At 66.6% G+C, this 14,135-nt stretch carries 10 protein-coding genes; 7 read left to right on the top strand and 3 right to left on the bottom strand.

Features of this window, described 5'->3' with window-relative positions; all coding sequences use genetic code 11:
• Positions 1-3 precede the first annotated feature (3 nt).
• Both ACQHI0_RS07630 and ACQHI0_RS07625 read right to left on the bottom strand, forming a co-directional pair.
• The gene (locus ACQHI0_RS07630; protein ID WP_427907219.1) at positions 4-1,488 is read right to left on the bottom strand and encodes an aldehyde dehydrogenase; all 1,485 of its coding nucleotides are present in this window, start codon (positions 1,486-1,488) and stop codon (positions 4-6) included.
• A gap of 38 nt (positions 1,489-1,526) precedes the next feature.
• Positions 1,527-2,468 carry a TauD/TfdA dioxygenase family protein gene (locus ACQHI0_RS07625; RefSeq protein ID WP_427907218.1) on the bottom strand — a complete coding sequence of 314 codons (942 nt, stop codon included), beginning with the start codon at positions 2,466-2,468 and terminating at the stop codon, positions 1,527-1,529.
• Between the two features lie 88 nt (positions 2,469-2,556).
• Here ACQHI0_RS07625 and ACQHI0_RS07620 point away from each other — a divergent pair, with 88 nt between their 5' ends.
• From ACQHI0_RS07620 to ACQHI0_RS07590, 7 genes are all read left to right on the top strand, one after another.
• On the top strand, positions 2,557-3,813 hold the full coding sequence (locus tag ACQHI0_RS07620) for a PucR family transcriptional regulator (RefSeq protein WP_427907217.1): 1,257 nt from the start codon (positions 2,557-2,559) through the stop codon (positions 3,811-3,813).
• 121 nt (positions 3,814-3,934) lie between these two features.
• The gene (locus ACQHI0_RS07615; RefSeq protein ID WP_427907216.1) at positions 3,935-5,170 is read left to right on the top strand and encodes a PucR family transcriptional regulator; all 1,236 of its coding nucleotides are present in this window, start codon (positions 3,935-3,937) and stop codon (positions 5,168-5,170) included.
• A gap of 171 nt (positions 5,171-5,341) precedes the next feature.
• Positions 5,342-6,916 (top strand): GMC family oxidoreductase, encoded by a 1,575-nt coding sequence (locus ACQHI0_RS07610; protein ID WP_427907215.1) that lies wholly within the window; start codon positions 5,342-5,344, stop codon positions 6,914-6,916.
• Between the two features lie 31 nt (positions 6,917-6,947).
• Positions 6,948-8,669 carry an aldehyde dehydrogenase family protein gene (locus ACQHI0_RS07605; protein ID WP_427907214.1) on the top strand — a complete coding sequence of 574 codons (1,722 nt, stop codon included), beginning with the start codon at positions 6,948-6,950 and terminating at the stop codon, positions 8,667-8,669.
• Between the two features lie 33 nt (positions 8,670-8,702).
• A complete protein-coding gene (locus ACQHI0_RS07600; RefSeq protein WP_427907213.1) occupies positions 8,703-10,331 on the top strand; it encodes a fatty acid--CoA ligase in 1,629 nt (542 codons plus the stop codon).
• Between the two features lie 61 nt (positions 10,332-10,392).
• Positions 10,393-11,016: a carbonic anhydrase gene (locus ACQHI0_RS07595; RefSeq protein ID WP_427907212.1), complete on the top strand. Its 624-nt coding sequence runs from the start codon at positions 10,393-10,395 to the stop codon at positions 11,014-11,016.
• 206 nt (positions 11,017-11,222) lie between these two features.
• Positions 11,223-12,329 carry a hypothetical protein gene (locus ACQHI0_RS07590; protein ID WP_427907211.1) on the top strand — a complete coding sequence of 369 codons (1,107 nt, stop codon included), beginning with the start codon at positions 11,223-11,225 and terminating at the stop codon, positions 12,327-12,329.
• Positions 12,330-12,337: 8 nt separating this feature from the next.
• Here ACQHI0_RS07590 and ACQHI0_RS07585 read toward each other — a convergent pair whose 3' ends face one another.
• Positions 12,338-14,134, bottom strand: coding sequence for an SLC13 family permease (locus ACQHI0_RS07585; protein WP_427907210.1), 1,797 nt, complete (start codon positions 14,132-14,134; stop codon positions 12,338-12,340).
• Position 14,135 lies beyond the last annotated feature (1 nt).

The following is a 14,135-nucleotide window of genomic DNA, read 5'->3' as shown; positions in this document are numbered from 1 at the left end:
GCCTCAGGCAGGCGGCAGGTAGGTGGTTCGCGGCTGCAGACACGCCGCGAGCCCTTCCGGACCCAGCTCGCGGCCGAGGCCACTTGCCTTGATTCCGCCGAACGGAGCGACGGGATCGAGCATGTAGTAGTTGATCCCGAAGGTCCCCGAGTCCACGGCGTGGGCGATTTCGTGTGCGGCGGCGAGGTCCGCGGTCCAGATCGTGCCTGCCAGGCCGTAACTGGTGTCATTCGCTATCCGCACCGCATCCGCGACGGACTCGTACGGCATCACCGACAGGACCGGTCCGAAGATCTCCTCCTGCGCGATCACGCTGCCCGGATCGACATCGGCGAACAGCGTCGGCTCGACGAACCACCCGTGCTCCCGGTCCATGGGCCGCCCGCCGCCGGCGACCAGCCGTGCGCCGTCGGCGACACCACGGGCGATGTAGTGCTCCACCCGCTGCCTGTGCTTGTCCGACACCAACGGCCCGATCTGCGTCTCCGGCAGCAGCGGATCACCCACCCGCGCACCTTTGACCATCTCGGCAAAAAAGTCGACGACCTCGTCGTATCGGCTCCTCGGAGCCAGGATTCGGGTGTTTGCGACGCAGGTCTGGCCGTTGTTCAGCAGAGTGGCCTGGAACAGGCCCTCGGCGTGGAGTGCGAGATCGGCATCCTCGAGAATGATCGCGGCCGACTTGCCGCCCAGCTCCAGTGTCACCGGGCGCAGCAGCTCACCGCAGCGGGCGCCGATTTCCCGGCCCACCGCTGTCGAACCGGTGAAGGTCACCTTGTCCACGCCCGGGTGCGACACCAGGTAGCGGCCGATATCGGCGCCGCCCGTGACGATGTTGATCACCCCGGCGGGCACCCCGGCCTGCTGGACTGCCTCCGCGAACAGGTAGGTGTCGAGTGTCGTCTCAGGGCTCGGCTTCAGGACGACGGCGCAGCCGGCAGCGAGTGCCGGGGCGACTTTGAAAGCGGTCAGCAGGTTCGGGTAGTTCCACGGAATGATCGCGCCGACCACGCCGACGGGTACCCGGCGCACGTGCGCCTCGCCACCGAGCACCCCCGGGCGGAGTTCCTCGAACTCCGTGTTTCGCACGAGGGCGGCGTAATACCTGAACACGGCCACCGGGATCGCGGCCTCGATGGCGAGGGCGGTCGAGATCGGCATCCCGTTCTGCTGCGCTACCCGCGCGGCGATCTCCTCGCCGCGCGCCTCGAGTTCGCTCGCGAGCCGGTCGAGCACATCGGCACGCTGCGCGGGTGACCATCCGCCCCATCCGCCGCGGTCGGACAGGGCCCGGCCGGCGGCGGCGACCGCGGCGTCGACATCGGCCTCGGAAGCCGCGGGGACAGATCCGATGACCTGCCCCGTCGACGCCGAGCGGACGGTGATCGAGTTCGCCGACAACGGCGCGGCCTGGACGCCGCCGACGAACAGGGTGCGGTATTCGAGCATGGTGAATTCTCCGGATTGTTCGATGGGTTCCGATGGCATGGACTGACCGCGCCCGCTCTTCGGTGGCGCGGTCGCCGTCAGAACGGCTGGTCGCCGACGACGGTGACCCGCTCCATGACGCGACGCTGCGGGTAGTAGTCGTTGATCGCATAGTGCTGGGTCGAGCGGTTGTCCCAGATCGCCACCGATCCCGGCTCCCAGCGGAACCTGACCTGGTACTCGGGCACCCGCGCCTGGAACATCAGGTAATCCAGCAGCCGGTCCCCCTCGTCGCCGGGCAACTCGACGATCTCGCTGGTGAACGGCTCGTTGACGTAGAGCAGCTCGCGGCCCGTTTCCGGGTGGATACGGACGACCGGGTGCGCTGTCGGCGGGTGCAGTTTCTCCATGGCCTCGACCTGTTCGGGTTCCATCACCAGCCCCCAGGATTTGGTGAAGGTGTGCATCGCCGTCAGGTCGTCGATCTGCGTCTTCACCGAGTCGGGAAGGTTGTCGTAGGCCGCGTACATGTCCGCCCACATCGTCTCGCCACCGGTGTCCGGCACTTCGATCGCACGCAGGATCGACGCCATCGAGGGGTCGCGACGGAACGAGGTGTCGCTGTGCCAGGTGTTCTCCTGACCCACCGCCATGGCACCCTTCGCCAGCCGCGAGATCTCCTGTACGTCCCCGTTGGGGAAGAAGTCGTTGACTTCGACGTCCCCCCACTGCTTCGCCAACGCGATGTGCTCTGGCCCATCCAGCTGCTGATCGCGGAAGAACAGAACCTTCCACTCCAGCAGTGCGCGATGGAGCTCTGCATGCAGGGCATCGTCGACGTGCCGCAGGTCGACACCCTCGATGTAGGCCCCGATCAACGGCGTCGCGGGCCGCAGCGAGAGCAGCTCGTAGCTCTCGGGTCGTGACGCGAATTCCGACTGTCTGCGCAGTTCACGCGCGCCGAAGTGCAGGCGAGGATAACCTTGCGCACCGACGTTGGGGATCTGCATGAAGGGGCTTTTCGTAGTGGTCGACTCCATGAGAGAAGTGTGCTGCCGATCACAAGACGATCGGCTGTGTATGACCCCAAAGATTGATGAGGTGAATGTGCTACAGCACAATTCGGCGATGATTCACTACGGCTCGCTGATGGATGACGATCGAGAACCACCCGCGGGTGTTTCCGACATCTTGGATGGAATCAGCAGCCGCATCGCCGTTCTCGCCCATCGAACCGCTCACACGAACGTGACCACGCAGAACCTGCCGAGGGAAGTTCGCGACTCCGAGCTCCCGTCCATGGGACAGCGTTACTTTCCGCTTGTTCTTCGCAGCCTGCGCCAGGGGCGGCCACCAGGCGACGGCGACCTCCGAATGCTGCGCTCACGAGCTGCGCAACGTGCCCGCGAGGGTGTGCCTCTCCCGTTGCTGCTGCACCTGTGGCAGAAGGGTTTCCAAGAGTTCTTCGCCGAGTGCCGCCGCCTCGCCTCGACCATCGATGCGTCACCGGAAGCACTCGGCTGTATCGGATCCATGAGCCTGCGCCTGCAGGAGATCTTCACGGCCGAACTGGTGAACGCCTACCAGCACGAGCAGGCCATTCTCTCGAGCGAACAGACGGGCGCAACCCAGCTTGTCGCTCGCCTGCTGCTGCTCGACCAAGACGCGCGAGCCGACGCGGAGCGGCTCGGCGTACTGCTCGCCGAGCGCTACCACGTGCTGGCGCTCAGGTTCGGATTCACCCCCGACGAACTCGCCTCCGAGAACAGCAGCCGGGTCGTCGCGGGACGGCGCAAACTTCACCGGATGCTGCGGCTGCTGATGCCCGGCGGCGGGCCTGCGGTACTCCCGCATCTCGACCGGACGGGCGGTCATGTCCTCATCCCGTGCACCGGCAGCACAACTGTGGCAAGCCCGGATCACACCACCAGGCTGGTCGCCGCCATGCAGTCGGCGGCGGGTGCGCCCGTGATCGCGGCGATCGTCGAGCGAGCGCGGGTCGGCTTGCTCCAGGAGGCGGTGGACGAGGCAGACGACGTGCTGCGACTCTCCCTCGCCTTGCACCGATCCCCCGGGCTCTATCGACTTGCCGATGTCGCGGTGGCCTACCAACTCAGCCGCCCCGGCCCGGCAGCCGAGCAGCTGCGCGAATCACTCGCACCGATACGCAGTCAGCCCGAACTGCTGCACACGCTGCAGACCTACTTCGACTGCGATCTGGACCGCCAGCGCACCGCGCGCACGCTCGCCGTTCACCCCAACACCGTCAACAACCGGCTCAACCGCGTTGCGGAGATATCGCCACACAACCCCTTCACCGTCAACGGAATCACCGCACTGCACGCCGCGCTCACCGCATACACACTCGAAGAGGCCACCCAGTGAGCCCGCACCTCGTATGGCGAGGAAGCGGCCGCTGCCATCCGGTCACGCGTGGCCGCTCGCATCGCGTCCCGTATCTTGGCGGGGCAATTCTGCGGCAAACCGACGAAAGCCGAGGAACCACATGCAGGGGCCGGAACTTCTCGCGACCTGGCTGCGGGAATTCGCGCAGGAGCAGTCGGAGGCCGGCTGCGTACAGGCGTTCGTGGACACTGTCGACAACTCCATCAGGTCGCAGATGCCGATCTTCGACACCGACCCTGTCCTGACCGAGGACCTGCACCGCAGCACGCGATACCAATGGCTGGCGTTCCTGTCGGTCCTCCAGCAACGCGAGCACCAGATCCTGCTGCCGCCGCAGGCGCACGACCTGGCAAGGACTCTCGCTCGCCGCGGCCACGAGCTCGGCGTCCTCCTGAAGGTCTATCGCTCCGCGCACAACGGGGTGTTCGAGTACTGCACCGCGGTCGTGGAATCGCTCGACGACCAGGCACCACCACGTGAAGAGGTACTGAAGCACCTGTGGAACCGAGTCGACCGCTGGCTCAACGACGCGATCGAAGTGCTGATCGAAACGTTCTACGAGGAGCGTCAGGAACGCCACGAGGGTGCCTTGGCTCGGCGAGCCGAGGTGGTGGAAACGCTGCTGGCCGGCGACCCGATCAGCGTCGACGAGGCGACGGATGTCCTCGGACATCCACTGCTCCAGTGGCAGCTCGGTTGTGTGCTGTGGGCATCCGAAGCCGGAGCGGACTCCGCCGCCGCCGTGTTGCAGACGGCAAACGATCTCGCGAAGTCACTCGGCGCCGCCAGGCCGTTGTTCCGCGTTGCGGGCAGCCGCGATATGTGGGTCTGGGTCGCCACCCCCGCACAGCCGGACCTCACGGCCATCCGCCATCTCGAGCCCCGACTGGCCGAATTGAAGGTGCACCTTTCGCTGGGTGTGCCCGCGCCCGGCGTCGAGGGATTTCGTTCGAGTCACGCTGAGGCTCGCGCGGCGCAAAACCTGTGTATGACGGTCGCGACGTCGCCGACGATCGTCGACTATCGCGCGGTCGAATTGCTGTGTCTGGCCGCCACGAGCGGCGTCCTGATGGAACGGATGGTTCGACGCGAGATCGGGGCCCTGCGCGGAGTCGACAAGAACCTCGCCCAGCTGCGCCAGACGACCCTGGCCTTCTTCACGAACCAGATGAATATCGAGGCGACGGCCGCGAAGTTGTTCGTGCACAAGAACACCGTCCGGTACCGGCTCGCGCGAGCAGAGGAGCTCCTCGGCCACCCGCTCGTGGAGCGCACCGCGCTCGTCGAACTGGCGCTGCGGTACGTCGAGTTCTTCGATCCATCAGGGAATCTCTGACTCCAGGAGTGGCCGTACCGCCGGGTGTCGGCTCAGGCGTCTCGAACTCCTGCCAGAAGGCGGCTGAAGCCTCGTCCAAACGTCGCAACCGGGCTTGTATTTCTGTACAAGCGCCACAGCGGAAAAATTGCGACATTGGTCTCATTGCTGCCAGAGGGAGGTGCACGTCACATGAGTTCCTATGACTACATCGTTGTCGGTTCCGGTTCAGCGGGAGCGGTCGTCGCAGGCCGTCTGAGCGAGGACCCGAACAATTCGGTGCTGCTGGTCGAAGCCGGCGGCTCCCACCGGACCATGAACGTCCAGATCCCGGCGGCGTTCGCCAAGCAGTTCAAAACCGAGCTGGACTGGGACATCACCACAGAGCCCGAGCCCCACCTCGGCGGCCGGCGGATCTACCATCCGCGCGGCAAGATGCTCGGTGGGTGCACCTCGATGAACGCGATGATGTACATCCGCGGCAATCGGCACGACTACGACGACTGGGCCAAGGGCGGCGCCACCGGCTGGTCCTACGATGAGGTGCTGCCGCTGTTCCTCCGCTCGGAGAACAACAGCCGCGGAAGCAGTGAATACCACGCGACCGGTGGACCGCTACACATCAACGATCAGCGCTCCCCGAACAGCTTGGGCGATTCCATCATCGAAGCGATGGTCCAGGCCGGCATCCCGCGCAACGACGACTTCAACGGCGCCGAACAGGTCGGTGCCGGCTTCGCTCAGGTGACTCAGCACAAGGGACGCCGCTGGACCACGGCCGACGCCTTCCTGGTTCCCGCCCGCAAGCGCAAGAACCTGACCGTCCTCACGAAGGCCCAGACGCGCAAGCTTCGGATCGCGGGTGACCGCGTGGTGGGGATCGAGGTCGAGCGCGGTGGACGCCGGGAGATCTACGAGGCCACCCGCGAGGTCATCCTCTCCGCCGGTGCGTTCAACACCCCTCAGCTGTTGATGCTCTCGGGCATCGGTCCGGCCGATCACCTGCGCGAGCACGGCATCGACGTCGTCGTCGACAACCCCAACGTGGGCGAACACCTGATGGACCACCCGCTCTATCTGAACAACTTCGAGACCACCGCCACCGGCACCTTGGCCGAGGCTGAGTCGCCCAAGCAGCTGTTCAAGTTCTTCACCCAGGGCCGCGGCCTGCTCACCTCCAACGTGGCCGAGATCGGCGCCTTCTTCCACACCCGCGACGGCGAGGCCGCCCCCGACATCGAGATGATCGCCGGCCCGGTGTACTTCTGGGACAACGGCTTCGCCGAGCACGACAAGCCGGCGTACGTGCTGGCCCTCTCGCTGGTGGGTTCTCAGAGTCGTGGACGAGTTCGGCTGCGGGACGGCAACCCGCTGTCGAAGGTCGCGCCGACCTTCAACTATCTCGCCGAGCAGGCCGACATGGACTCTCTGGTCGCCGGTGTGGAGCGGACCCGTCAGATCGCGGCCTCGCCCGCGCTCGAGGGTGTCACCACCAAGGAGCTGCACCCCGGACCCCAGGCACGTACCCGCGCGCAGATCGAGGCGAAGATCCGCGAGGGCGTGATCCACACCTATCACCCCTCGTGCACCGCCCGGATCGGCACCGAGGCCGACGGAGTGGTGGACCCGCAGCTCAAGGTCCACGGCATCCAGGGCCTCCGCGTGGCCGACGCATCGGTCTTCCCGACGATCCCGCACGGCAACACCCACGCGCCGACCGTGATGGTCGGCGAGAAGGCCGCCGAGCTGATCCGTACGGGCAACTGAACCCGCCACCACCGAACGAGGAGAACAGCGCATGACAGACACCGTTCAGGTGACCAGCCGCTCCGAGGCGGACCGCATCGTCGAACGACTCCAGGGAGGCGAAGCGGCGTGGGCACGCACCTCCCTCGCCCAGCGGCGCGCGATGCTCCAGCAGGTCGTCGCCCTGGTCGCGGAGAGCGCCGAGGAATGGGTCGACATCGCCGTGGGGATCAAGGGCGTCGACCCAGCCTCGCAGACCGTCGGCGAGGAGTGGATCAGTGGGCCGTGGGCCACCCTCGGCTACCTCGGTGCCTTGGCCAACACCTTGCAGGTGATGGAGAACGGTGGCGACGTGCTCGCCGGCGTGGACGTACGCCGCACCGCCTCGGGTCAGCTCGCACTGCAGGTGCTCCCGCACGGCACGTTCGACAAGCTGCTGCTCAACGGATTCTCCGCCGAGGTCTGGATGCAACCGGGTGTCGACGAGGCGCAGCTGCGGCGTGAGGTCGGTCTGGGCCAGCGGGTCCCGCACGAGACCGGCGGGATCGCACTGGTGCTTGGCGCGGGCAACATCACCTCGATCGTGCCGCTGGATGTGCTCTACGTCCTCTTCGCCGACAACCGGGTCACCGCGGTCAAGCTCAATCCGATCAGCGACCCGCTGCTGGAGATCTACCGTCGGATCTTCAAGCCGTTCATCGACCTGGGTGCGGTGGAGATCATCACCGGCGGGGTCGAGATCGGGACCGCCCTGGCCCAGCACGACTCGGTGGCCGCCGTCCACATGACCGGCAGCGAGCAGACCCATGACGCGGTCGTGTGGGGAGCCGGCGCCGAGGGCTCGGCCAACAAGAAGGCCGGGACCCCCGTGCTCACGAAGCCGATCACCAGCGAGCTCGGTGGCACCGCACCCGTGATCGTCGTACCGGGCAACTGGTCGAAGGCTGACCTGAAGTTTCAGGCCCAGCACATCGCGACGCTGCGGCTGCACAACAGCGGCTGCAACTGCATCGCCGCCCAGATCGTTGTCCTCAGCTCGGACTGGAAGCAGAAAGACGAGTTCCTGCGGGAGCTGCGCCGGGCGCTCGCCGAGGCACCCGTACGCCCCGCCTGGTACCCGGGTTGTGACGTCCGGGTGGCCGACGCCCGGCGCCTGCATCCCGACGCCGAGGCCGTCGGCGGAACTCCCGAGCGCACACTGATCACCGGCCTGGACCTGGCGGACGACAAGGAGACCGCGTTCCAGCTCGAGTACTTCGGTCCCGTCCTCGGTGTGGCAGAACTTCCGGGCGACCCCGCCGCCTTCCTGGCCGCGGCGGTCACGGCCGCCAACGATCGACTGCGGGGCACCCTCGGCGCCAACGTCATCGTCCATCCCGCGACGCTGCGCGCACTCGGTACGAGCTTCGAAGACGAACTCACCCGGCTGCGCTACGGCACCATCGGGGTCAACGCGTGGAGTGGTGTCGGCTACCTCGCCGCACACGCCACCTGGGGTGCCTTCCCCGGACACCCCCTGGAGGACATCGAGAGCGGGCGCGGGGTCGTGCACAACGCGTTCCTGCTCGCCGACACCGAGCGGACCGTGGTCCGCGGACCGTTCCGTCCGGCACCGCGATCGCTGCTGCACGGGGAGTGGACCCTCGCGCCGAAGCCGCCGTGGTTCGTGAACAACAAGACCGCAGCGGTGACGGGTCGCCGCCTCACCGCATTCGCCGCCCGGCCCGGTTGGGGTCGCTTGCCGGCGATCTTCGCCTCCGCCTTGCGCGGCTGATCCGTTCCGATACATCTGAGAAGAGACTGAACCATGCAGAGCACGATGATGGACTCGCCGCTGACCACCACCGCGGTGATGCGCCACGGCGCGAGCGTCCACGGCACCTCCCGGGTGCGCACCTTGATGGCGGACGGTTCGGCCCGGGTCGGCACCTACGCCGAGGTCGCGGCCCGTGCCGCTCAGCTCGCGCACGCCCTGCGGGGCATCGGCATCACCGGGGACCAGCGGGTCGCCACCTTCATGTGGAACAACCAGGAACACGTCGAGGCCTACTGCGCGGTCCCGTCGATGGGCGCGGTGCTGCACACCCTCAATCTGCGACTGACCGCCGACCAACTGGTCTACATCGCCGAGCACGCCGACGACCAGGTCGTCATCGTGGACGGCTCCCTGATCCCGCTCTTCGCCCCGGTGCTGCCGCGGCTGTCGACGGTGCACACTGTGGTCGTCACCGGCGGCGTCGACCGCAGCGCGCTCGAGGGCCACGGCAAGACGGTCGTGGACTACGAGGAGTTCCTCATCGCCCACCCGAGCACCTTCGAATGGCCCGAACTGGACGAGCGCGACGCGGCGTTCATGTGCTACACCTCCGGCACGACCGGCAATCCCAAGGGCGTCGCGTACAGCCACCGGTCCACGTACCTGCACTCCATGGCGGTGCTGACGAAGGACGGCATGGCTGTCGGCGCCGACGACTCGCTGCTGGCTGTCGTCCCGCAGTTCCACGCCAACGCGTGGGGCCTGATCTTCGCGGCGCTGATGGCGGGCGCGGACCTGGTGATGCCCGACCGCTTCCTCCAGGCCGAGCCGCTGGTCAAGCTCATCCACGCCGAGCGCCCGACCATCGCCGGTGCCGTCCCGACGATCTGGAACGACGTCCTGCAGTACCTCGAGGCCCACCCCGAGTACGACGTGTCGTCGCTGGACTTCGTCGCTTGCGGTGGATCCGCGGTGCCACGGCACCTGATGGAGGTCTTCGAGGACAAGTACGGCGTCCAGATCGTCCAGGCGTGGGGGATGACCGAGACCTCTCCCCTCGCCTCGATTGCGCGGCCCGCTGTGGCGCTCACCGGCGAAGACCACTGGGCCCTGCGGGCCACCGCCGGTCGGCCGGTCTGCGGAGTCGAGGCACGCATCGTCGACGACGAGGGCCAGACGCTGCCCAATGACGGCGAATCGGTGGGTGAGCTGCAGGTCCGCGGCCCGTGGATCACCGGCTCCTACTACCGCGACAACGACGAGGGGAAGTTCGCGGGCGGCTGGCTGCGCACGGGCGACGTGGGCCGGATGGACGCCGGTTCCTACATCACGCTCACCGACCGCGCCAAGGACGTCATCAAGTCCGGCGGGGAGTGGATCTCCTCCGTCGAGCTGGAGCTCCTGATCGCCGGCCACCCGTCGGTCCTCGAGGCAGCCGTGATCGGGGTACCCGACGAGAAGTGGCAGGAGCGCCCCCTTGCCGCTGTCGTCGTCAAGGATGGCCGGCAGGTCACGCCGCAGGAGCTGCGCGAGTTCCTGAGCGACAAGGTCGCCAAGTGGTGGCTGCCGGAGCGTTGGACCTTCATCGACCAGGTCCCGCGGACCTCGGTGGGCAAGTTCGACAAGAAGGTGCTGCGCGCCCAGCACCGCGACGGCGGCCTCGAGGTCGTCGAGTCCTGACCGTTCGCGTCGGCACGAGGCCCTGCGGGTCCCCCGGCAGGCGGCGTGTAGAACTGGACATATGCCGCATACAAGTCCTGTCACCGCTTGGAAGACCCTCCGCGACGGAAACGACCGCTTCGTCGACGGCACGCTGCAGCACCCCAACCAGGGCGCTGCCGATCGGGCCGAACTCGTAGCCGGACAGCATCCCTCGGCGATTCTGTTCGGTTGCGGTGACTCCCGGGTGGCCGCCGAGATCATCTTCGATCGTGGACTCGGCGACATGTTCGTCGTCCGCACCGCGGGTCACGTCGTCGACGGTTCCGTTCTCGGATCGATCGAATACGGCGTCGAGGTGCTCGGCATTCCTCTGATTGTCGTTCTCGGACACGACAGTTGTGGTGCCGTCCGCGCGACGATCGACGCGCTGGATTCCGGCGCGGTTCCCGGCGGATTCATTCGTAGCGTCGTCGAACGGGTCACTCCGTCGATCCTGCTGGGTCGCCGGGAAGGACTCGACTCCGTCGACGAGCTCGAGGCACGGCATGTGCAGGAGACCGCTGTGCTCCTGTCCCAGCGCTCGACGATGATCGCCGAGCGAATCGCGGCGGGCAAGCTCGCCATCGCGTGCGTCACCTACAAGCTGACCGACGGCCGAGCTGAACTGCACCACGTCATCGGCAATATCGGCGAGCTCGAATAGGTAGCAGCGGGTCGATCCTGGTGTGCGGTGGCATCCTCGGCAAATCAGAAGGATGCCACCACGTCGCGATCGTTGGTGTCACAAAATAGCACCGCACTCAACGGAACGTCACGGACAATGCGTCGGTACACTCAAAACCGATGTGATCTAGTGCAGTTAGCCGAGCGAATGCTGATGTCGAATCGTCGAATTCTGTGGAGGCCGAAGTGCTGACTACCGATATTCCCACGCGTAGCGAACTCAAATCACTCGCCACTGTCGTCGACAACTGGTGCGTTTCGATCTACACCCCGACCGAGTCCGATACCGCGAATCCCGACCAGAATCGGATCGCGTTCTCCAATCAGGCTCGGCGTGTGCTCGACCTCGTCACCGATCCCGACGCGCGCACCGCGTTGCAAGAGGAGTTCGATGTTCTGATCGAGGACTCCGAGTTCTGGCGGTACCAGGCGAAGACTCTGGTTGTGCTCGCCACCCCTCGGCGCATCCGCACCTATCGGTTACCCAACCAGCTCAGCGCCACGGAAACTGTCGGTGACCGGTTCTACCTCAAACGACTGCTACGGACGGTGACCTTTCCGCAGTCCGCGTTCGTGCTCGCGCTCGCCGAAGGTGGGGTGCGCCTGGTCGAGGTGAGCGCTGATCGACCGGCCCGCACGGTTCATATTCCTGGCCTGCCCACCAGTGCGGCCGACTACGCGGGTAAGGCGAGCCTCGGCGATCGCGCGCCGAAGGGGCGCGTCCAGGGCGATGAGGGCCGCAAGATGCGTGTGCGTCAGTACGCCCGAGCGATCGACACCGAACTACGTGACCTTTTGGCCGGCCGCGACATCCCGCTGATCCTGGCCGCCACAGAACCCAGCGATTCCCTGTATCGCTCGGTGAGCACCTACGACGGCCTGCTCGCGGAAAGCATCCCTGGCAATCCCGAGCACCTCTCCGATCAGGACCTCGCCGACCGCTCACGGGAGATCTTGGATCGCTACTACGCGACGCAGCTGACCGATTGGGCCGACTTGATGGACAAGCGACGCAGCGAAGGTCGAGCGAGCACCGACATCTCCGATCTGGCACGGGCAGCGACCGCCGGGGCGGTCGACAGCGTGCTGGTCGACATCGACGCGTCGGTTCCCGGCAGCATCTCGCCGGAGGGCGCGGTCGTCTTCGCCGACTCGACCGACGGCGAAGCTCCCGGTGTGCTGGACGAGATCAGCCGTCGCGTTCTACTCACCGGCGGCGAGGTTTTCGCCGTGCGCGCAGCCGACATTCCTGACGGAGCCAACATCGCGGGCGTCCTGCGATACGCGCCGTAGACAACGGTTCAGAAGGTCCAGATCAGTGGAACCGCGAGCACGGTGACGGCCAGGAACCAGGCCAGCATCGGCAGACCGAGTTTCCAGTAATCGCCGAATCGGTAATCCCCCGGGGCCATGATCATCATGTTCGCCGGGGTCGCGACCGGGGTGAGAAATGATGCTGCCGCGGCGACCGCGACAGTCATCAGGAGCGGCAGCGGTGATACCGCGATTTCGTCAGCGATGGCGACGGCGATCGGTATGACGATCAGCGCGGTCGCGGTGTTGCTGATCAGCTGACCGAGGACAACCGTGACGGCGAACAACCCGATCAAGAGCAGGTGCCGATCGAGATCGCCGAAGACGGACAGGAAGATCGAGGCCAGCTGGTCGGCGGCGCCGGTGTCGCGGATAGCGGTGGACAGCGGGATCATGCCGCCGACCAGAATGAGGGTGGTCCAAGAAATCGAGCGGTGCGCTTGGTCGACGGTCAGAACGCGGCACACGACGATCGCGCAGGCGGCCAGGAGCGCCGCGACCGCTGCGGGCACCAGCCCGGAGGCCAGCAGCGCGATCATCACCGCGACGATTGCCAGGGCAGGTTTGGCGCCCGGCCCCATCGGCACTGTTTGGCGTCGGATCAGATCGGGCTCGTGGACCACGCGAACTTCGGGATCGGCGATGTGTTCGACCAGCGCGTTCCAGGAACCACGCACCAGCAGGGTGTCACCGGCCCGCAAGGTGGCTGGTTTCGGTCCGAGGTCTTCACCTGAGCGTTGCGCCGACAGCAATATCAGGTCGCCGCCGGCGGTCATCATGCCGGGAAAGATCGTGTGCCCGATGAACTCCGAGCGAGGCGGGATCATCACTTCGGCGACGCCGTACTCGATGCCGATCAGTTTGTCCGGACTGGTGTCGACGCGGCCACACGGCGTCAGTGCGTACTCGTCGACGAACGCGGCCACGCTGTTTTCGGCCGAGATGACCAGGGTGTCTCCGGCGCTGATCGGGCCTTCGATGCGTGCCTGGCCCGCTCGGGCGACCCCACGCAGGGCTGCGCCTTCGGGAAGCAGAGTCGCGAGGGTTTCCGAGTCGGTGCCGATGAGCTCGGATCGTCCGCTCACGCGCAGCTGGATCAGGTCATTGTGCAGGGCGTATTGCCGGGTCAATGTCTTGGCCAAGATACTCAGGTCCGGCGGCATGGTCGCCGGACTGGTGGTGGGCAGCAGGCGCGCGCCCAACGCGACGGCAATCACGATGGTGCCGACCAGCAGCGGCACACCGACGAGAGCGAATTCGAAGTAGCCGATCGCGCCGGCGCCCGCGTCGGCGGCCGCCTCGGAGACGATGATGTTGACCGGCGTACCGGTCAACACCAGCAGCGAACCAGCGTGCGCGGCGAAGGCCAACGGCATCAGCAGTTGCGATGGCGGTCGTCCGAGCCGGACCGCGAGGATCACGATCATCGGAATCAACGCTGCGACAGCACCATTGACACTGATCAACGCGGTCAGCACCGCGCAGGCGATCATCATCGACACCAGCAGCCTGGTGCGGCTCTTGCCCACTCGAGCGATCAGCTGCTGTCCTGCCCAGGCGGTGACCCCGGTCGCGTCCAGGGCCTCGCTGATGACGAACAGCGCGGCGATGAACGCGACGGTCGGGTCACCGAATCCGGCCAGGGCCTGGTCGAGGGACAGCACCCCGGTGGCGTAGAGCGCCAGGGCGACGCTGATCGCGACAACGCCGACCGGTAGGCGGTTCCAGACGAACAGCACCACCGCCGCGGCGAGCACGAGGTAGGTGATATCGGCGGGATCCACG

It is taken from the genome of Nocardia sp. FBN12 (assembly GCF_050320175.1).
Classification (GTDB): domain Bacteria; phylum Actinomycetota; class Actinomycetes; order Mycobacteriales; family Mycobacteriaceae; genus Nocardia.
This window is presented reverse-complemented; position numbering and strand designations above follow the sequence as displayed.

Excerpts from the sequence above, each read along its gene's own strand:
- ACQHI0_RS07595 (WP_427907212.1), top strand. The coding sequence starts at position 10,393 with ATGCCGCATACAAGTCCTGTCACCGCTTGGAAGACCCTCCGCGACGGA.
- ACQHI0_RS07605 (WP_427907214.1), top strand. The coding sequence starts at position 6,948 with ATGACAGACACCGTTCAGGTGACCAGCCGCTCCGAGGCGGACCGCATC.
- ACQHI0_RS07610 (WP_427907215.1), top strand. The coding sequence starts at position 5,342 with ATGAGTTCCTATGACTACATCGTTGTCGGTTCCGGTTCAGCGGGAGCG.
- ACQHI0_RS07615 (WP_427907216.1), top strand. The coding sequence starts at position 3,935 with ATGCAGGGGCCGGAACTTCTCGCGACCTGGCTGCGGGAATTCGCGCAG.
- ACQHI0_RS07600 (WP_427907213.1), top strand. The coding sequence starts at position 8,703 with ATGCAGAGCACGATGATGGACTCGCCGCTGACCACCACCGCGGTGATG.
- ACQHI0_RS07630 (WP_427907219.1), bottom strand. The coding sequence starts at position 1,488 with ATGCCATCGGAACCCATCGAACAATCCGGAGAATTCACCATGCTCGAA.
- ACQHI0_RS07625 (WP_427907218.1), bottom strand. The coding sequence starts at position 2,468 with ATGGAGTCGACCACTACGAAAAGCCCCTTCATGCAGATCCCCAACGTC.
- ACQHI0_RS07620 (WP_427907217.1), top strand. The coding sequence starts at position 2,557 with ATGATTCACTACGGCTCGCTGATGGATGACGATCGAGAACCACCCGCG.